General features: G+C 43.5%; 19 protein-coding genes and 1 pseudogene. 4 read left to right on the forward strand and 16 right to left on the reverse strand.

Translation table 11 applies throughout. The features are described 5' to 3' along the window. Positions 1 to 52 precede the first annotated feature (52 nt). Complete coding sequence (locus AACU33_RS21155; protein WP_096590515.1) at positions 53 to 715, forward strand: Abi-alpha family protein; 663 nt, start codon at positions 53 to 55, stop codon at positions 713 to 715. 80 nt (positions 716 to 795) lie between these two features. Here AACU33_RS21155 and AACU33_RS21160 read toward each other — a convergent pair whose 3' ends face one another. From AACU33_RS21160 to AACU33_RS21200, 9 genes are all read right to left on the reverse strand, one after another. After that, entirely contained in the window at positions 796 to 1,101 is a 306-nt protein-coding gene (locus AACU33_RS21160; protein ID WP_096590516.1) for a hypothetical protein, read from the reverse strand. Between the two features lie 66 nt (positions 1,102 to 1,167). Further along, positions 1,168 to 1,389, reverse strand: a complete 222-nt coding sequence (locus tag AACU33_RS21165) for a hypothetical protein (protein WP_096590517.1) — start codon at positions 1,387 to 1,389, stop codon at positions 1,168 to 1,170. Between the two features lie 183 nt (positions 1,390 to 1,572). Next, the gene (locus AACU33_RS21170) at positions 1,573 to 3,051 is read right to left on the reverse strand and encodes a hypothetical protein (protein ID WP_096590518.1); all 1,479 of its coding nucleotides are present in this window, start codon (positions 3,049 to 3,051) and stop codon (positions 1,573 to 1,575) included. 56 nt (positions 3,052 to 3,107) lie between these two features. After that, positions 3,108 to 3,833, reverse strand: coding sequence for a hypothetical protein (locus AACU33_RS21175; protein ID WP_339376189.1), 726 nt, complete (start codon positions 3,831 to 3,833; stop codon positions 3,108 to 3,110). Between the two features lie 7 nt (positions 3,834 to 3,840). Then, positions 3,841 to 4,302, reverse strand: a complete 462-nt coding sequence (locus AACU33_RS21180) for a hypothetical protein (RefSeq protein ID WP_096590519.1) — start codon at positions 4,300 to 4,302, stop codon at positions 3,841 to 3,843. Between the two features lie 35 nt (positions 4,303 to 4,337). Next, positions 4,338 to 4,505 (reverse strand): hypothetical protein, encoded by a 168-nt coding sequence (locus AACU33_RS21185; RefSeq protein ID WP_339376190.1) that lies wholly within the window; start codon positions 4,503 to 4,505, stop codon positions 4,338 to 4,340. 554 nt (positions 4,506 to 5,059) lie between these two features. After that, positions 5,060 to 5,338: a hypothetical protein gene (locus AACU33_RS21190; RefSeq protein ID WP_096590522.1), complete on the reverse strand. Its 279-nt coding sequence runs from the start codon at positions 5,336 to 5,338 to the stop codon at positions 5,060 to 5,062. A gap of 3 nt (positions 5,339 to 5,341) precedes the next feature. Next, positions 5,342 to 5,566: a hypothetical protein gene (locus tag AACU33_RS21195; RefSeq protein ID WP_096590523.1), complete on the reverse strand. Its 225-nt coding sequence runs from the start codon at positions 5,564 to 5,566 to the stop codon at positions 5,342 to 5,344. Further along, positions 5,566 to 6,561: a ParM/StbA family protein gene (locus AACU33_RS21200; protein ID WP_339376191.1), complete on the reverse strand. Its 996-nt coding sequence runs from the start codon at positions 6,559 to 6,561 to the stop codon at positions 5,566 to 5,568. The genes AACU33_RS21195 and AACU33_RS21200 overlap by 1 nt, the downstream gene beginning before the upstream one ends. Positions 6,562 to 6,764: 203 nt before the next feature. Between AACU33_RS21200 and AACU33_RS21205 the strand changes: the two genes are divergently transcribed. Further along, positions 6,765 to 7,040 carry a hypothetical protein gene (locus AACU33_RS21205; protein WP_096590525.1) on the forward strand — a complete coding sequence of 92 codons (276 nt, stop codon included), beginning with the start codon at positions 6,765 to 6,767 and terminating at the stop codon, positions 7,038 to 7,040. A 79-nt stretch (positions 7,041 to 7,119) separates the two neighbouring features. On the opposite strand, the gene AACU33_RS21210 is transcribed toward AACU33_RS21205, so the two are convergent. The 7 genes and pseudogenes from AACU33_RS21210 to pap all read right to left on the reverse strand — a co-directional run bounded on the left by AACU33_RS21210 (position 7,120) and on the right by pap (position 16,944). Then, complete coding sequence (locus AACU33_RS21210; RefSeq protein ID WP_339376192.1) at positions 7,120 to 7,485, reverse strand: hypothetical protein; 366 nt, start codon at positions 7,483 to 7,485, stop codon at positions 7,120 to 7,122. 236 nt (positions 7,486 to 7,721) lie between these two features. Beyond that, positions 7,722 to 11,147, reverse strand: a complete 3,426-nt coding sequence (locus tag AACU33_RS21215; RefSeq protein ID WP_096590527.1) for a plasmid replication protein, CyRepA1 family — start codon at positions 11,145 to 11,147, stop codon at positions 7,722 to 7,724. 234 nt (positions 11,148 to 11,381) lie between these two features. Next, positions 11,382 to 11,648, reverse strand: coding sequence for an HTH domain-containing protein (locus AACU33_RS21220; RefSeq protein ID WP_096590528.1), 267 nt, complete (start codon positions 11,646 to 11,648; stop codon positions 11,382 to 11,384). 201 nt (positions 11,649 to 11,849) lie between these two features. Then, positions 11,850 to 12,962 (reverse strand): tyrosine-type recombinase/integrase, encoded by a 1,113-nt coding sequence (locus AACU33_RS21225; RefSeq protein ID WP_096590529.1) that lies wholly within the window; start codon positions 12,960 to 12,962, stop codon positions 11,850 to 11,852. An 83-nt stretch (positions 12,963 to 13,045) separates the two neighbouring features. Next, positions 13,046 to 13,171: pseudogene (locus AACU33_RS21230) on the reverse strand (class II glutamine amidotransferase); the annotation flags it as partial. 79 nt (positions 13,172 to 13,250) lie between these two features. After that, entirely contained in the window at positions 13,251 to 15,179 is a 1,929-nt protein-coding gene (locus tag AACU33_RS21235) for an alpha-amylase family glycosyl hydrolase (protein ID WP_096590530.1), read from the reverse strand. Between the two features lie 250 nt (positions 15,180 to 15,429). Further along, entirely contained in the window at positions 15,430 to 16,944 is a 1,515-nt protein-coding gene (pap, locus tag AACU33_RS21240) for a polyphosphate:AMP phosphotransferase (RefSeq protein ID WP_096590531.1), read from the reverse strand. Between the two features lie 298 nt (positions 16,945 to 17,242). Between pap and AACU33_RS21245 the strand changes: the two genes are divergently transcribed. Both AACU33_RS21245 and AACU33_RS21250 read left to right on the forward strand, forming a co-directional pair. Beyond that, positions 17,243 to 18,469, forward strand: a complete 1,227-nt coding sequence (locus AACU33_RS21245) for a hypothetical protein (protein WP_096590532.1) — start codon at positions 17,243 to 17,245, stop codon at positions 18,467 to 18,469. A 255-nt stretch (positions 18,470 to 18,724) separates the two neighbouring features. Next, positions 18,725 to 19,774, forward strand: a complete 1,050-nt coding sequence (locus tag AACU33_RS21250; RefSeq protein ID WP_096590533.1) for a hypothetical protein — start codon at positions 18,725 to 18,727, stop codon at positions 19,772 to 19,774. Positions 19,775 to 19,843: the final 69 nt, after the last annotated feature.

A 19,843-nucleotide genomic window follows, 5' to 3' on the forward strand; every position in this document is an offset into this window, starting at 1 on the left:
ACTAACTAGAGGTGCTTTACTTACACATACATTAGAAATATTACAAGGTATTATGGCAGGAGATTTAACAGGTATTGGAGAAGCTGCAAAAGCTGGTGTGGAGCTTTATAAAGAATCAGGTATAAAAGGACTTATGAAGTTATTAGTTGCCCCAGCCGCTACGGAGTTAGGGTTACTTCTTGCTGATCATGTAAAAAGTTGGCGCAATACAAATACTGAGAGAACTTTGCAAAAAGCACAACAAAAATTGAGAGAAAAAGAAATTACTGCGGAACTTATTGAGCAAGCACCTAGCCAAAAGTTCATTGCTGGGTGGGTAGAGGCAGCATCTTTGGAGGATGATGAAAGTATGCAAGAGAAATGGGCTAATCTCCTGGTAGCTGCGGTCTCAGGCATTTCGATACACCCAAAATATATAGAGACATTAAAATTATTAGATCCTGTAGATGCTAATTTGCTTGAGATTATACGTGATTATCGTAAAAACTGTAATCGGTTAACGAATGGTGGAGCAATCACATCACTTACACAAAGAGGAATAAATATTGAAGATGATGCAGTATTACGAGATCATTTATATAACTTAGTGGCAAGAGATTTATGTGATGCAAACAATCTACAAGGGAAACCGAGATACAGCCAAATGATTGCTGAAAATATATATATTAGCGAATTTGGCACAAAGTTTTTAGCTATAGTCAATGGAGAAGATTAGTACCTACGAATAAAAAGCCCCGCCTTAGTTGTTTCCAGGGCGGGGCTTTTTATTTTTAAATGAAGGGTTTGATTAATGGGTTAATCATCATCCTTATCCATCAACCGTGCAACTTCTTGATTAATCTCGTAATCGTCCCAGTTAGATCCGGAGGCTTGAAGAAGAACACCCTTAGCTAACTCATCCGCTTCCTGCCCTAGTGTTTGATAGTCTCCACCAGCTTGCCCATTCCCGATGTACGTTTCATATTTATCGTAAATCCGCCAAAGTTCTTTCCAATGCCAAGGCTCTAAATCATTTGTGGAAACGGCAATAATATCTTCAACTTCCAAATAATTAAAGATTCTATTTAACCAGTTATCGAACTTTGCTTTGTCCCTAGACATATTTACACCTCTAGTGTAGAGTCCCCTAACAGTAAACTAAAATTTGTAAACTGTGTAATTAATTCATTACCAATCAACACTGGACTGCTCCAACAAGATATTTATATCTATCTGCCCACTGCTGCTACTTTCTGAGTCGTAACCTATGTATTGGTAACGTAGGTCTTTAACTAAAAAAGTTCCCTCATCTAGAGTGACCTTTTCACCTATGCGTGGTAACGGTTCAAGATTATAAATTTTACAAATCATGTTTCCGTTATTCCAAAACAAAGCTCTTGTACCTGACATATTTTCCCTGATAATAACTAAAGGTTTTATCCTAACACTAATTGGGTATTTATAAAGTAGACAAGTCTACTGTCTACTTGGACAGTAAACCCTGTCCGGCTGTCTGTCGCTGTCTCCCCAGACAGAAGCCCTGTCCCTTGTTATATAAGGCTTCTGTCTGTTTCTGTCTGCCCTGTCTGCTGTCTATTCTGTCTCGATTTCCAGGGTATTCTCATCAATCCAGACAGCTAGACAGTTCTCCACCAACTCATTAAAAAGCCGCTTCAACTCGTAGACCGGGAACCGTTGCCCCTTTACCTTGAAGTTGGGTTGAACTTCTGAAATAGTGGTTTTATTTCGGTTTGTACGCTTAAGAAAGGCTAATAATTCCCCGGCATTGGCTGATAGTTCAGAGTTTGAATATTGGCTACTATCTTTAATTAGTTCCTCTGTTTCCTGGGGGATAAAACTCTCTAATATGGTCATCGTGTCTCGGTCATAACCCGATAAATTATCTAGGCGGGGCATGGGCAACCATTTGTTAATTGAGCCGTGGTAAAAAGCCCTTTTAACTGGGGAGTCACCACAAATATCTAATATTGCTTCTGAATCGGGTTTGCGGTCACTGGGGAGCCATTTAGTAGTAATTAAACTGGTGTATGATGCCATGCCGCTTTCACCGACCAAACACAAAGGGGAGAACTGAGAACGCAACCCACCGCTAACACCGATGTCCTCACAATGTGGGTTTTGAGCCAAGATCCACAAGTAAATACCTGCGCTATCACCCAAGCTGGTTAACTTAGATACAACGCCCTTTAGCCAGCCGCCCTCGCTATTGTTTTTACACAATATGCTGATGCTTGTCGCCTCATCAAAGACTAACAACTTCTTCCCTGGCAATGTCATAAACTCAGCGATCGCCGCCTTGAACCACTCAATGACCTTGCTATCACTCCAGTTCAGCGTATCGCCCCGCTTAAGGATGTCCACAGAAGCAAAATACCCCGTTTCTTTTGGATCGCCTTTGGGGTCGATGTAAAAAATAGTCATGTCCGGGTGTTGCTGCTTAATAGCTTTGAGAGCATTACTTGTTACCAAGCCCTTCCCGCTTCCTTGTTGTCCTATAACTAAGTGGTTTTTAACCTTAGTAGCCATCATTGCTATAAGATCATTGTCCTTTGGCATTGTGGCTGTAGTTGTGGCGCGGTTTGTGGATTGTGTTATAGGTAAAAACTTGGTAGCTAAACCTTGAACACGCTCAACCAGGGGAACCGATACGGGTTTTACTGTAGTTTTTTCAAGTAGATCCAGGGCATCACCGCTGATTGTATACCCCCGATCCGCCGCCCATTGAATTTGTTTAATTGCTTCCTCCTCCCCTACCTGATCTCTATAATCAAGTAGTCTGTTCCCCGTTAAGACATGGGCAACTGCCCCGTATTGGTTTATTGCTTGCTCATTTTGGTTCGTTCCTTGAACACGTCTGTATGCTGTGTAAAAAGCCCATCCAGCGACCAATAGACCAGTGGGAGGAAAAGCAGTGGCGGCGGCTGTTGCCATGCCTGCGAGTATGCCGCCAATGACTAAAAACTGCGCCCCTGTTTCCTCGATCTGTTCACTGGCTAGTTCCTGCCATTCTTCTGGAGTTAGCTGATGGTTGTTAGGATTGAAGTTACTCATACTTACCTATATGTGGGAATGAAGCCGGGGTTTGTCTCATGTCCCCGGCTTTGTTGTTATTTGCTGTTGTGGGCTTTCTTCATGTAGTAGGCAATTTGACCTAACCAAAATAAGAACTTAACGATCAGTTCCACGATGTAGATCGTGATAAACAGTCGAACAATGTTGTAGTAATCCAGTTGCGACCACTGACCAGTCATTAATATAAAAATCAAGTTTCCAAAACCGCCTCTACACGGAGGAAACTGCACGAAACAAACAAGGAAATCCACCGCATAAGACCCTAACGCCCATGTTCTAGCCCTACTAATTGTGAGGGCGGGGAAGTTGTTAAACCACCGCTTAAGAGCTACAAGAGTAGGATCATCGTCCTCATTAATGTGAAACTTAGATGTGTTAGCAGCATCCGCGATCAGTGTTCGCATGAATGCCCGATCTCGCTTCAAAATAATGGGAAGTAATTGAATAGTTTGGAGTACTAACCACAGTACAAACCCGATGATCCAGTGAATAGCGAAGCCGATCGTTGCTGCTACTCCGTTAACGATGGGAATTATTGAAATTAATTTAACGAGGGTGTTATCTCCCCCTCCCATGTACTGCCTAACAAAAGCGGCGTAAGGTTGGATATTCAGGTATGCGAACCACAGCCCCGCTAAGACCGCCCCCCAGTACAAAACCCTAAAAATTAGTCGGGCATCGAATTGTTTTGTTTTCTTTGTACCGCTTGCCGTGGTTCCTGAAAAACCGCCGCTATCTTTAGAAGTTGATCCTATTCCCATGTTTCACCTACTGATAAATCTTCATTGCTTGATTACTGGCGATCGCATCTTGTACCGCTTCCCGGTTGCCTGTGTACGCCAGTTCACCCACAACAGGGACAAAAACCCCGTCACCGTCAAAGTCCCTTGGAATTAACTTTGCAGTGTTGCCAATCTGGTCACATACAACGGTTCCTCTCGGTAGTGGTTTCCCTTTGGTGTTGTACACTGGTTGACCCTGGATTAGTGGTTGGGTAAGCAGTAAACACCCGTTTTTATATCGTTCTATAGCTATGTCCGATTGTTGAGCGGCGTTCTGTTGGGAAGCTTGCAACTCTAGCTGCTTAGTTGCGTTGTACTGGGTGGTTTTCTTGATATGTTCGAGGGTTCCTAGATTCTGGCTAATGTTGCCACTGGAGAAAGCCAAACATCCCAAGATTCCCACGGTGAAGGCTGTATTTACTGGGTTGCGTTTAATGTATTTGAGCATTTTTGCAAGGGCGACACCCGCCGCCCCGGTTAGGTTTACTGGACTAGTGCGCGGAGTAGTGAGATCTTTTCGTGTCGCTTCAACTCATTAATGCGGGTTACAATTTCTTCGACTTCTTCCGATGGTGGTTGGTCGTCATCCGAAGACATCCATAAATCATGGGCGATCCTCCCGACCAGCCAGAGAGTATCACTCTCTGACATCTCCCCCGCCCCGTCGCCAAAGGTTTCTGTAATGTCTGCTATAAGCTGGTTTTCTTGACTTAGTGAGAAATAACCAAAGGGCTTCGTCATGTTAAAATCCTTGTGTAGTCTATGTTTTGCGGCGTAGATGCTCCCATCGGACTTGCTCGAACAAGTCCGTGGGCTTTCAAATTCGGGTTAGTTGTAAACCCTGGCAAGTTTGGACTATTGAAACCTTCCCCCGTTGCACCAGGGGGTGAACAATTCGATCACTTATCCCAGCAAGGGGGATGTACTGCCTGGTTTTCAAAGCTTTTAGGATTTGTTGACTGGTCATAGTAGTGATAGCTGTATATGGTCTGGGTGAATTTCCCCGGATCTGAGTGATGTTTCTTCAACCCTGCGAAGACGGTTTTTGTTCAGAGTTAAACTCGCCTTCCGTCGTTGCCCTCCTAGTGGGTAAAAATGAAATTGCGGGGCTTGAATTGTCCCGGACTTATGGGAATAGCGGTATAGATGACCCTCGATCAAATAAATCTTGGAGGCAGATAAAAGGGTGGAATCTAGTACAAACATCAAGCCTCCAGTGCATCGCAAGCCGAGGCGATCGCGTCCAAAGCATCCGCAAGGGTCACATCTCCCGGCGATTCTTCACAAAGGGTTTTGAACACTTCCGGGTTCCTGTGTTGAAAATCTACGAGAGTGTCAAAGATCCGGGCTAAATCTTCCTTGACCCCCGCACCTGTCCGGCGGTCTTGGGTCAAGGCAACTATTAGTTTTTGGGTATTAGTCATTTGTCGCAGGGCGATCGCGTTAAGTTGTAGTTGGTTTTCGATTAAAGTTTGGATGGTCATTAGTTAATCTCCTAGTAGCCCAGCTAAATCTGATAGATCATCGGCTTTTGGCTCAGTGTTTAACTGGGCTTGCGGGGCATTAGGGGCAGTAATTGATATACACCTCATGCCTTTATCCATGACTTGAAGTATTAAGTAGTTAATAGCTTCCCCATAATCCTCTACTCCCAAATCCTGAGCTAATTGGGTTACGAAAGGTTGAAGCGGTTTTCTGATGACGACGCGCATTAAGCAGCCTCCTTTGAAATCAGTGTGGACATCTCATACAGACCGGAAGCATTAGCCCACACTGGATCAGAGCTAACCGTAAAACCTTGCGCGGTCAAAGCTTCGCCAATGCCAGGTAACAAAGCCCCACCACCTATTACTAATGCTGTGTGTGCGTTAACTCTCCAAGGTTTTAGGAACCTAACAGCAGGGGATAACGAGGATTCAACCCATACCCGCAACTTCTTTTTGTAAATGTTTTGGAAGTTAAAACCAGTAGAACCATACTCAAAAGACCCAGCATCAACCGCCGCCCTGATATATTGCTCATTGGCAATCTCACCTTGCAGATATTTTGTAAACTCATCAGATCGGGCAATGTCTGCAATAAGGCGTTGCACCCCGGCGCGTGGGAACGGTTTTCTATCCACAATTCTCCCTTGCTCACCAAACAAAGAAGCAATCAAAGTACCATTGCCTATGTCTAAGACAATATTTTGAGATTTAAGATTTAACTCGCTACGGTGTGTGAGTAGTGCAGGGTGTCCCTCTTCCCGAACCGCTAAAACTTGGCTGTTAACCTTCGTTGCAGTGGCGTAATCATTGCATTTAACAATGTGGTTGCCTGTGAGGGCTTCCTTAAGTTCGCCGCCTAATGTCTTAGCATCGTGGATGGACGCAACAATTTCTAAATCATAAGCGGGGCGGTAAGGGAGGTGAGACACCAGACCAAACAAAGCCTCTAGAGCAAAATCAACTTTCCCTCGTGTCGAGTCACCGATTTTTAGAACGTTCTCAGGGTCTTGTTCTAGTGCTGCCTTACCTACGTACCAATTTCTTGGCTTTATACTTTCAAAGCGATCGCCTTGTTGATACTCCACAAACCCCGCTGTGGGGAGTTCATGAGGTCTGAAGGTTAACCGCTTAAAATAAGCTGGGATGTAAAGCCTTTGACCATCTACCACGGCTTTAATGCTTCCGTTTCCAATATCTAGACCAATTTTCATTAATTTCATCCTCAATATAGATAAGAAGGTTTCCCCTCGTGTCTGTACCGTGTGACATTTCTGCCACTAACAGACATTTTTGGTTATTCGTGCCCCTAGACACATCCTGGGGCTATCAAGTTTTCAAGGTTCAGAATGGGCTTGTAGTAAGTGTTTAGGAGTTTTTACCAAGGAAATATCACTAAATTTACCTGTGGTTTTTCTGCCTCACTATGTCTCTTTTGCCTCATACTGCCATTATAGCCTACATGGGTTATAAGGGTATATGGGTTATAGAAAAACAGACAAAAAAGTGGCACACTGGTTATGTGCCAGTTACCCTTGTGACCCATATGAGTGATAGCGATAAAGTTAGTTTTAAGGTTTTTTTGACTGAAGAGGAGCGAACTAGGTTTAAAATAGCTTGCGCTCAAGAGCGATCAAACATGAGTGAAAAAGCCAGGGAATTTATACTTAAGTGGCTCGAAACCCGCGAAAAATCGGTATAATTTATATAACTGTTCTAAGTCTATAAATTAAAAATATACTAAACACACCCCACCTAGTTTCTAAGGTGGGGCTTAAAATTTAATCCACCCACTCCCACATCGGTGTTTCCAAATGCTTCTCAGGGAGTTGACCCAACAATTCCGCAACGGCGATCGCGTTATCGAAAATTTTGTAATTGGCGTAGACACAGCGCTCTGAAAGTTCCCAAACGCAGTAACTATGATGGGGGCGGGAGGTCATTATTTGATGAATCGCCAACCGCCCCGCCGGGGTGAACTGGTAACGATTTGTACCAAGAAAACCCTCACAAAGGTCGAATACCACCTGGGTTTTGTTCCATTTCAATCTATACACGCCGATTAGCGGAAGGTTGCGTCTTTGAATCTCCCGAATCTGACGCGCGGTGGGCTGTACTAGATAATTTTTCTGTTTAGTTTTTGGCATAACGGTGAAAGTTTTTTGGTTATCGCCCCAGATGTGTCTGGAGTTTTTACTTAGTCCAGGCAAGTATTTATACTCATAAATAAAGGGCGCGGACGAGGAAAAACAGCAGAAAATTTTACTTCAAAAAAGTAGAGTCAAAAACGGCTGAAACGTAGTCTGGGTAAGCGCTAGAGGGTGAGTCAGATCGTTCATGGGTTATATAACATTATTGGGCGATCTGACTCACCCCCAGCTACTTATACAGCTACTAGATCCGCCTCTATCCGCCGTAACCACTCCGGCTTTTCTCTGGGTTGTTCCGGTAAGCTTGCGATCGCCTGCCATCGCTTAATGTACTCTGGAACATCCCGAACATCGGCTGCAATCACTGTTTGTATTGCGGTTTCTCTCTCCTCTGCTGGTGTGGGTTTTGGTTGGTAACGTTCCCCGACTGCGTTGTAAATGGCTTGTATCATGCTGTTGTTGGATTTTGTTTTATCTATGCTGTATACCCTCCGCTGCTTTTCACCGTCCCGTTCTCTCGTTGTTTTTACCTGATAACCGAAGTGTTCTAGTATCGTTCTCAGTAACTTACATTTGTCGTAATCTTTGTGCAGCCCCACCCCAAAAACAACGGTCATCAACTTTTTACACCTCAACGCTTTCTTAAGCACTTCGTCTAACCACTCTGTTCCGTTTGTCCATATCACACCATCAAGCAAACAGCCGTTGATTAGTGAAACTAAATCCAGCTTCTCTGTAAGCTCTAACAATGGGGCGTAGCTTCGCACATCCCACAGTTGCCGCCCATCTTCCAATGCTTTTGGTACTTTCTTGGTATCCCTCCCTATAATGACTTGGGGATTGTTGATGATCCAGCGTCTTTCGATGGCGCGGATTGTGTGCTTGTCTTCTAGGATGAACTCTTGGATAAACTCGGCTGTTAGTTCTAACCCTGGTAGTTGGTTTGTCCAAAAAGCTTTTTGGTACTCATACTCTTGTTTAAGTGTGTGTTGGGGGTCTTTGCGGTTCTCTGCTGCTTCTGCCAGGGGAACCACTGCGGCGTTAGCTATCTCGTTTGCTTTTTCTTGCCTGTACTCCTTGGCTTCTATTTTGAGTTCGTGATCTGGTATCACTTCCGCGATTATGTTCACCTCTTTTACAGTGTGCCCCCGTTCTTTCAAATCCCGTCGTAGAAGTTCGCCTAGATTAGCCATAGAGTGATTACGCATGGCTTTGTAGGCGGCGAAGGCTTCCATGTGTGGGTTTGACCATTCCGAGGAATTGGAATCTAATATGTCTGCCAGCTTTCTGAGTAGATCCGCTTGGTTTGGTTGAATCTCACCTACAAGCCCTAACTTTTGAATTGTTTCCGTGTGGTGGTTAAACAGTGTCTCCTTGACCTTCTCAGGGAGAGGTGATCGGCTCCCCTCGTTAGCTGGTTTCGCATAGGGGGGAATGTGTATTTTCCTGGGTACGTTATTGTCTCGTAACCTAGCCAGCATCTGAATCACGCTTTGATGGTTTATCACACCGTAGAACAGCCCATAAACCGTATTAAAGTAACCGTGAGAGTCTACCGACACACTGCTTTCTATGGTTGGACTACCAAGAATTACACGGGGCTGGTTAACTTCGATCCAAGCTGCTGGATTATTTAAGAACTCAGCAACACGGGGGCATTTGTCGGTAACGCGATCGCCGTCTATCAGGAGGATTTTGTCTTCGGGTATTGACTTCTTAAAGCGGAGATATAGTTTGTTTAGTGTTGCCTTGGCATCGCTTACAACAAAAACCTTCTCGCCTGCCAATACCGACTGCATAAGGGCATCCTCGATAGCTTTCTTACTGCGTGGTCTGCCGTCTACGTTTATAAATGAGCAATCCCAACCCCCTTGGCGATATTCGTTGTGGATTACATTGGCTGTATGACCACTTAGACGTTGCAAGTACTCGATATCTAACGCCCTCACATCAGCATCAAGGCAAATTATCCGCGAAGCAAACCTCAAATGCTCTTGGAATTTTTCAATGATCTGTGTGCAAAACTGGACACAAGTTGACCCAGTGATCATTGTCTCAAGTACCTTAGAAACTTCCTCAAGTACCAGGATCGGTTTTGGAGGGAATTTAAGAATACTTTCAATGGAACTCGCCGCCCATACATTAACGCTATCCCAACGCTTTCTAAGCTGTTCTACAGACTCCTGACCACTGCCCCATACATAGTCAGCCCCGGTATTGGCGCAAAACTGCTGACATAAACTGTTGCGGTAGGAGAACATATTACCCGCTTCGTTGTCGGCTACTACCTTTCTAGTCCCGAAAGTTTTCCCAGTTCCTGGGATGCTGGCTATGATCGTTAGACCGAGGGGCAATTCATCAAAAAGTTTTTCGGGTAAGTATTGGGCGTTTAGTGTTTGGGTGATGAAGGGGGAAATGTTATATAACTGGCGTTGGGTTTCCTCTACTTTGCGGCTATATGCTACTTTCCAACTCTCCTCACCCTGGATAATCCAATTCTCAATCCGGGCGCGTATTTCATCGACTGGTAACGATGGTTTAGCCTTGAAATCGTCGTAAGCTCTTTGTAAATGCCGATCGATGTCTTCTTGGGGGCAGGGTGGGTTACAGCGATCGCCGTGCTGTTGAAGTAAGTCTTTTATATCCCCAGTGAATCGCACCCCTTCATTTTGCAAGAATCTTGCAGTTGCAACCAAGTTCAAAGCAAGTTTGTAATTATCCGGTCGGCGGCTTCCCTCCCCACTGCCGTTGTAGATTAAGTAGCGATCGCTCTTGGTTAGTGCTTGGGTAAGCGGAAAACCGCCCTTAGACTCTAGTAGTTCTAACTCCACTGTTGTAATCGGCTGGGAGCGTTTAACGACCACTTCCGGGGTAAATTCCTCTTCAGGGATGGTCAAGGCTGACTCCCCTTGCTTTCTCCAATCATCGAACCGTGCCCTGGACATCCCCAAGGGAAACCGGGAAGCCAACTTAGCTTTAAATTCCTCGGCTGAATACTTCGCGGCTGTAGCAAGTAGTAATCTTTGGTGCTTACCTTTCGACTTCCGATAAAACCCCGCGATTCTCATTACACGGGCGGGATTTTGGATGTTTGGATCGCCGTTGGACAATACGATTAAATGTCTTTGAATCTCCCGGAAAGTCTCGATATCACACCCAGTAACGCGATAAAAGCAATGCAGCGATTTAGAGCCGGAGAACACCACAGCCGAGGGAGTTAGACCAAATTCAGCCCCTATCGCCTGTATACGGTCTAATTGCTCTTGAATGCTACCCTTGTCCGATTCAAAGTACACCGCCCGAATCTTTTCTACGTTGCTGTCCTTGATGCCGCCCTGGACATCGTTTGGGATGAAGTAAATCTCCTCGCCGTCGCTGGCTAGGAAAGCAAACAGACCGTAACCATCGGGGTATTTTGTTGTGAATATCCGCGAGTCGCCCTCAATTTTTGTCGCCTGGGCTGTGAAGTTATCCACGCCCATGACGCAGCGATAAGCTAACTTGCTACCCCGCTTGATCCAAAACTCCTCGCCTTCGGCAACTCCCAAAGCTCTCAAATGCGCCAGAGTCGCGGCTTTCCCTTCCAGGTTTTGGGCTACAATCTCTACCCCTGCGGGGGATTCTTGGGGGTCAATTATGATAGAATTATGAAAAGACATGGAATTTCACCTTAATTTTTGTAGGTGAAACTTCCGAAGAATTGACTATTTACCTAGAAACACACTAAAATTTAAATAAGTTTTTATTGATGCTTTTGAAGTTTTGTGTTCCTGGCTCAGTTAGCGCTGAGTGGCAAAAGGTGCAAATCTTTGGAAGCTTCTTTTTTAGGTGTTCAGATACACTAAATATTTGGTATCCGTCTGTATAGTACTGCCGGGGTCGCCCCCGTTGGTTTAAATCGGCTCTACCCAGTAAAACTTAACAGGGTAGCCTCTGCCGTGTGAGCGTTCCTCTACCAGATGAACCTTACCTAAAGCCGAGAGTCTTGCTAAGGCGGCTCTAATGGTCATTGTTGTAACACTGAGTTTATCCGCTAGTTCATACATACTGTAGCCAGTTGATTTGTCAGTGTTTCTGTATATCCACCGAATCCTTACATCCGGGGGTAGTTGATCGAAATACTCACTGGGAACCGGAATTGTTTTCTCTAGTACTGCCATATTGCTGGCTCCGTTCTCCTTTTCTCTATTATAAACCAAGTTTTAGTTTTTGTCGGTAGTTTTACTAAGTCTGATTAGTATTAATTGATATCCACATTTAGCAACAATGTACGGGGTTGGGAGTGAGTCAGATCGCCCCAGTAATGTTATATAACCCATGAACGATCTGACTCACCTTTTAGCCCTTACCCCGTCTGTGTTTCAGCCGTTTTTGAATCTACTTTTTTGAAGTAAAATTTTCTGTTGTTTTTCATCGGTTTCTCCCCCTGCCGCGCCGAAGGAAAGATCAGGGAGTGCAACTTCACCGACCGCGCCGAGGTAATGGCGATACATAACCGCCGGACTATGCCCCGTCACCCTTGACAGCTTCAAGGGGTCTGCACCTTCGTTTAAATAGTGGCTGACCATCGTCACCCGTAAATTATGGGGTTTTCTGTAGGGGACACCCACGGATTTGAGTAGCGTTTTCCATACCAAGGCGCGGAAATTGTTTGCAACTATTGATCCACCCATCGGGGCGGGGAATACCAATGAATTTGGGTCAGGGTTGGGGGGACGGTGAGCAAGCATTAATTGCTTCATGTAGTAAGTTAATGTGACTTTCCTTGATTGGTGGGTCTTTGTGGCTAATATCCACACCCCGCCACAGTCAGAATCTACATTTCCCCACTTCAAAGCGATCGCCTCCCCTAAACGACAACCAACCCTAAGAAGAAATTCAATGAAGGGGGCGTAATGGTTTCCCTGTATCCCAGTAAGTATTTTGTTAACCTCTTCTTGGGTGAATGGCTTGGGTTGGGGTGGATCTATTTTTATCGTCTTGATATGACGCTTCCAAGGATTTTTGGCTGTAGTTAATTCTTCCTCTGCCGCCCATCGCCAAATGGCGCTTAATCTTATTACATAAGCTTTAAGCGTGGATGTAGCTACTTGGGGACGAAGCCATTGGATAAATTTTGAGGCTTCGGGTGGTGTTATATCTTCCTTTCCCCCGTATTTGTTAAACTTTTTGACCACTACCCCGTACAGTTCCTTTGTGTCTGGGTTCATTTCACGAGCCAGGAAGGCAGCTATAAATGACGTACCATCAGGCTTATTTTGATGTGCGGGGCGGTATTTTACCAGGGTGGGGTCAAAGTTATTTGTTACAAAATCAGATTCGATCTGGCGTTTTATTACTTCCGCCAGACCGAGGTTTAATTTATTGGTGGGTAGACCGAGGGCTAACCAGTAACGTTTGCCCCCATACCGCCAGATTAGGGTTATATGCCCTTGGCGATCATAGATGCTTACCTCTCCTTTTCGGCTCCTCATGATTGCAACCAATTTGCACTACAGTGGGTAGCCGATGAGAATTTTAGTTAGAGAAAACTGTCTCCGTCGATGTTTAGGGATTCTTCAAAGAAGGCAATACCCCAGCCATCGCTATGATCGTCAGTTTTTCCTCCCCTAGCAGAAAAACCTTCAAAAGAAAAGCAGATATCTGTTGGGGTATTGCAATTCATTCCCAGCAGTTGACACATCTTCAAAAACCTGAGGTTCATCTCTGGGATTACAATACTTCAGATCGCTGCAAAAGTTCTGCTACTTGGGATTCTTTATCTACGATTCTCGTCCTGATGTCCAGGTATCACGCCACTTCACGGTGCCTTCTTTGGCGATTACCCAACGGCGGGGTACGGTATTTTCCCGCAGAGGCGATCGCCCTTCGCGCCACATGGCATATTTGTAACTGATTAACTTGCCTGTACTCTCGTTAAAGGGAATTTCCGCAAACCAGGTATTGGTGTTGATGTACTCTAGGGGATAGGCTTTGCTGATATCCCAGTTACCCAACTCTGGACAGTCTCCGGTGACAACAATGGTTTCACCTGGTTGAGTTTGCACGCCATTTAATTGCACTCTGACAATCGTCTGTCCTTTGATTCTTTCACCAACGTGGCTGAAAACAATTACTCCCCGTTCTTCGAGTACCAAGTTTTGAATCTTACCGTCTTTGACTTCATACTTGTTACGTGTTACTACACAGGTATGTTCGCCATCGGGTAGTTCTGTCTCTACTTCTGGAATGGTGACTTCTCCACCACGATTCAAGGCGACAAAACACAGAGAATCGCGATAGCGGCGCACGTAGCAATAAACATCTTCTGTTAAGTACTTTTGCCAGTGACTACCCATTGATATTGCGGGATTGAGTCGCCGCAAGCCAGATAAGAGGCGGACGTAACGATAAATCTCCGTATCGGTATCCCATTTCTCCATCATCGGGCGATTGTAGGGATCGTTACCGCCATCGGTATCGTTGTGCAGATATTGTTCTGTGCCGTAATAGATACAGGGAATACCACGACAAGTCATAATCAGAGCGATCGCCACCTTCAACATCGCTGGATCGGGATTCAGCGATTGGAAGCGAGACATATCATGGTTATCGATAAACGTAATTAACTCTGTTGCGCCGCTATAGCGATGGTCTTGGTCAAAGATATATTGAATTGTATGGAATCCATTTTCGGAACCTTGTGCCAATGCGGCTCTAATCGCCACACACAATCCAAAGTCTAAGATTGTCATCCCAGAGTTATTGGCAAATTCCACAGAGCGATCGTCACTAGGATTGCTGTAAATCCATTCGCCAAAAATGAATACATCTGGCTTGTGATTGCACATATCACCAGTGAATTCTTGCCAAAACCAAATTGGCATATGCTTAACAGTATCTACCCGCAGTGCATCTACACCCCGATCTAACCATTGTTTAATTGCTGATTTGATGTACTCGCGGTATTCGCTATTATTTTCATTGAAGGTTGCTAGTCCAGCTAATTCGCAATTTTGTACTTGCCAATCGTCTTCCCAATTTTGCACTTCACCATAGTGGTGATACCAATGATTTACATCATCATTAAAGTCAGCAATTTTTACACCATCATCATATAATTCGCCTTTACTACCACTAGTATCTGGCGTGCTATGGTTGCAAACAATATCTAGGATTAATTTCATATTGCGCTTGTGCATTTCTGCAATCAAGCGGTCAAAAGTTGTATCTCTTGTTTCTTGAGTTGCGTTTAAAGAAGGGTTTTCTCCTTTAGCAATGAAGCGAGGATTAATTCGCTTAAAGTCTTTTGTCCAATAGCCATGAATGGCAGCATTACCAACAAATAACTCTTCAACCTGCTCAAATAATGGAGTGAGCCAAATGGCTGTAACTCCCATATTTTTTAAATAATCTAATTTATCAATCACACCTTGTAAATCGCCACCCCAGTACTTACCCCAATCTTGTCCGCTGGGATCGTACAGTTCTGAGTTAATACCTTCGCTATTATCTGGATCGCCATCATGAAAGCGATCGACCACGAGAAAGTAAATAGTTTCTTGACGGAATTCAATATCTCTTGTGTAGAGGAATTCGAGATTAATTTCTGTCTCTGATGGCGGTGATTGTATTATATTTTCTACTTCTTGATTGGGCGCATCTACTTTGTATTGTTCTGGGGAGAATTGGGAAGGGGGAGTCTGTACCATAAAAAGATTCAAATTTATAGATAATAAATGTTTGCAGAATTCAAAATATTTTGCTTTGAATGTATTGATGAAACTGCAAACATGGGTATTATCTAATCATTTTTATTGAGGGGGCATCTATCTCCAGCTAGTTTAAGCTTATATCTGTAGATAGGGATTGGTAATTGGTCATTTGTCAAGAGTCCAGAGTCAATACTTATTTCTCCCTTGTCTCCCCACACTCCCCACACTCCCTTATCTGCCTTGCCTGTCACGAAAAAATTAACCGATTGCCTTTCTTACGGCGTTTGATTTCAGCTTGAATGGCATCAACTACAGTTTCAATTACCTTGACTCTGGCATAGTATTTGTCATTGGCAGCCACAATTGTCCAAGGTGCAGTTGGGGTGGTGGTACGTTGAATCGCTTGATTGACTGCGACTTCGTAGTAAGGCCACTTTTCGCGATTGCGCCAATCTTCATCGGTAAGTTTGTACTGTTTAAAAAGGTCATTTTGGCGCTCAGTAAAGCGTTGGAGTTGTTCCTCTGGGCTAATGTGCAGCCAAAACTTGACTAAAACGTAGCCTGCACTTGTTAAGTGGGCTTCAAATTCATTAATTTCTTGGTAAGCTCTACGCCACTCTGCTTCTACAGCAAATCCTTCAACTCGCTCGACTAACACCCGTCCGTACCAAGAACGGTCAAAAATCCCGATGGTGCCAGTGGTGGGTAATCGCCGCCAGAATCGCCACAGGTAATGATGAGCTTTTTCTTCATCTGATGGTGCAGCAAAGGGATGAACGAAGTAACTACGGGGGTCAAGGATATCTGTGAGACGCTTAATTGCTCCGCCTTTACCAGCTGCATCCCAACCCTCGAACAGCACTAACACTGGAATTTGGTGTTTGTGAATGCTTAACTGTAATTGCCGCAGTTGTATCTGTTCTGTAGCTAATTGCTCATCGTAATCTACTTCTGAAAGACTTTGGCTCAAATCAATTTGTGCTAGTAAGTCTGGCTCTGTGGGTTCTAAACGGACTTGTGCGGGTAGAATCGGGGCAGGAAGCTGAATTTGTAGCCGATCTAGGGCAGTAGTTAAAGTTGCAGCTAGATGAGTTAGCACCTTCACCCGCGCCCATCGCTCTGAGTCACCTTCTACTAAAGTCCAGGGGGAACTACCTGTACTGGTTTGAATTAGCATCTCTTCAGCCAAAGCCGTGTAGCGACTGTAGTGTTTTTCTTGTTGCCAGTCTTCTTTGCGTACCCGCCAAGCTGTTAGAGGATCTTTGGCATATTCTTTCAAGCGACTTTTCAATTCTTTACGGCTGAGGTGCAACCAAAATTTAGCGATCGCCACCCCATTATCAACCATCTGGCGCTCAAAGGAGTTGATTTGCCCCATTAATGTGGGAATTTGGGCGGGTGCTACGCGCTGAAATAGCCGATCTTCTAAAACATGAGTATACCAACTGTGATAAAAAATGCTAATCGCGCCTTGGGGGGGTAACTTTTGCCAAAATCTCCAAAGAAACGGGTATTGGCGTTCTTCTGGAGTCGCCGCCCAAATGGGATGCACTTTAAACCCACGCGGATCGATGTAGGAAACCATTTGCTTTACTAGTCCACCCTTACCAGAAGCCGCCCACCCTTCCAATACAACAATCACAGGTAATTTTTTTTCCCAACAGGCGGTTTGCAACGTTCGGAGTTGATGCATTAGCCTGTCAATCTCAGACTTATAGGTTGCTTTCTCCAAAGTCAAACTCAAATCTAATGTATCCAGCATCAAATTTTCAAATATAAGTATTACTGAACTATAGATAATAGGCGAAAACTCTGAATATGCAGACAAATAGATGATGAAATATAAACTTGTTAACAGATATTAGGAATTTCGCTTCTAGCTCGTGACACTATAAATAGCAGCTAAGACTGTAATTAGTCATTTGTCATTTATAAATGTAAATTACTAATGACCAATGACAAGGAGAGAAGTCTGTTTAACTGCATCGCAGCTTCAGCAGTTTTCACTCTCCGACAAACGGCTATCAGAACAAAATATTTTCTACAAAAGTGGTAAGCATATGACTGAAACACCAATTAATGCGAGGTTTCCTCAAGGTCGCACAGCTTTTTTACTGATTCACGGAATCGGCGAACAAAATCCTTATGAAACTGTAGACTATTTTGCTCAAAACCTGCTCAAATACTTTGAGGAGCAGAAATTACCAATAGATTTAGAACACCAGATTGCTAGGCGAAAACTTCCCAATGGTAGTGGGTGGACGGAAAGCTTTGTGAGATTAAGTTCAACTGACAATCAACAACAAGGACTAATTGACGTTCACGAATATTATTGGGCACCTGATACAGAAAATAAAATTAGCGTGCCGGAAATATTACAATGGGCGGAACAGACACTTGAGGGCACAATTGAGTTTTACAATCGCCCTCAAAATAAAGATTTATTAGATAAGCTTTTGCAAAACCAAAATCGCAAAGGCTTCTTTAAATTCCGCTTGCGATCGCTAACTATTTTCCTGCGCATATTTAACTTTATTTACCCTGTATTGCGACTGGCAATTTTGTTAGCTTTGTTGTTTGCAGGCCCATTTCTTAAAGGTAGTTATCTGCAATCGGCTTGGAAACTTAGTAAAACGCTAATCACTCCACCTTTAATTAATTTTGTTGGTGATGTTGCTATCTACACAAAAACCGATCCCAAATCACCTTACCAAAAAATTCGCCAACAGGTAATTTCAGAATGCTTAACATTACTCCAAGAAATTCTGCAAGATGAAAAAGCAAATTACGACCAAGTAATTATCGCCGGACATTCACTAGGTAGTTGTATTGCTTACGATACATTAAACCTGCTTTGTATTGAGTCTAGTCTTTCTCCAGACTTGGGTAAAAGTATGCGCATCGATAAGCTCAAAGGACTAATTACCTTTGGTTCGCCACTAGATAAAATCGCCTTTTTCTTCCGCAATGTGGCGCAGGAACAGCAGTATATTCGACGACGGATTATCGAACATCTCAACTCTTTTCGCGTCAAACCAGAATTGATCCGCAAAATTCCTTATTTGTCCAAAAACCCCGTAGTTTGCCAATTAGAACACATTTCTTGGATTAATTATTACCACTTAAAAGATCCAATTAGCGGTAATTTAGATTACTACGAAGACCTCAAGAATGAGCAAATGACAACTCCCACAAAATGGGGAACCGATGGACATCTAAGTTACTGGACTGATATGAAATTCTATGAAAGTATCGCCAATCATTTCCTTTATGTTACAAAGCAATAGCTATATTAAATGATGCTAAGGTAAATCTGTTGTAGTACAGATTCGCTACAAAAGCATAAAAAAACTACAGATGAACACTAATGTATATATGTGTTCATCTTTTTTCATCTGTGTACCCTAAGAGAAGCTACTGTATATCTAAATTTATGGTTCACTATCCAAAAAATCAACTGATGTAATAGGTCTATTGCTAAACTAACCATTGTCACTTTTAATCAGTTATTACTAGAAAGTATTTGTTAGGAGGTAGCGATAATGACTAAGTATAGTAAGATTTTTGATTCAAAACAGACTACAGAAGAATCATTAAGTCCAGAAGAAGCAGTAGCAGCGATCGCGGTGATAACTGCGATCGCTGATTCTTCTATAGAAGAAGTAGATGCAGAAGCTTTAGCCACTGTTCTGTGGGATTTTGAAGTGTTTGAGGAGTATTCCGAAGAAGAAATCACAGATATAGTGCAAAGACTTTTAGAAATTGCACAAGAAGATGGACTCGGTGCTTTGTTTAATACAGCTAGCCAAGCCCTTTCTGATGACATAGTGCTAGATGCTTATGCGGCGGGTGCGATCGTACTTATAGACGAAGAATTGGAAATTCCTCAACAAAAACAGCCTTATCTTAAAGAGTTGCAACAAGCCCTAGATTTGGAAGATGAGGAAGCAGAAGAAATTATCCAAGAGGTAATTGCGGCTTTTGAAGAAGGAGAAAATCTCGAATTCCTGGATGACGAAGTTGAGATCGCCTTAGTAGAAGACTATGGAGATGAAGTATATGAATCGCCTTCAGAAAATTTTACAGTCCCAATTCCTGTGACAGCAGAACAAGGAGGAAGAATTCAAAGCCAAGAAGGGGTAGTTGGTTTTTCTGATGACTTTGGCACTTTACTAAGAATAGATTATTATCCTATTCCTGCGGAACATGAAGAAGAAATGGAAGCTGTAGGACAGGAAGAATATCTGCAAACAATTTTAGTAGACAGATATGTGCCTCAAGCAATTTTTGCCAATGTACCCAATGCTGAAATTAAGTATGCTGAATATTTGGAAGATACACTTGCTGGGTCTTATTATGTATTAGTTGATATGCCAAAAGGGTCAACAATTTCCAAGCAAGAAAATAATGGGGCTGCTACTAGATTAGATGCGTACCGAGGATTACTTACCTTTATTAAGGGTGACTTTTTATATATAGTTAGCAATCAACGTAGCTTTTTTAATGGCGAAACTCCTGGGGCGGTAGAAGAAGAATCCAAAATTATCAAAGACAAGATTTTAGAATTTGTCGCAAGTATACGATTTAATTAGTGAAATCCTAATAAAATCAATCGGCGGTTAGAAAGCACACCTACACAGGCAAAACCCACCTCCGTGGGT

Source organism: Calothrix sp. NIES-2098 (genome assembly GCF_963875125.1).
Classification (GTDB): Bacteria; Cyanobacteriota; Cyanobacteriia; order Cyanobacteriales; family Nostocaceae; genus Aulosira.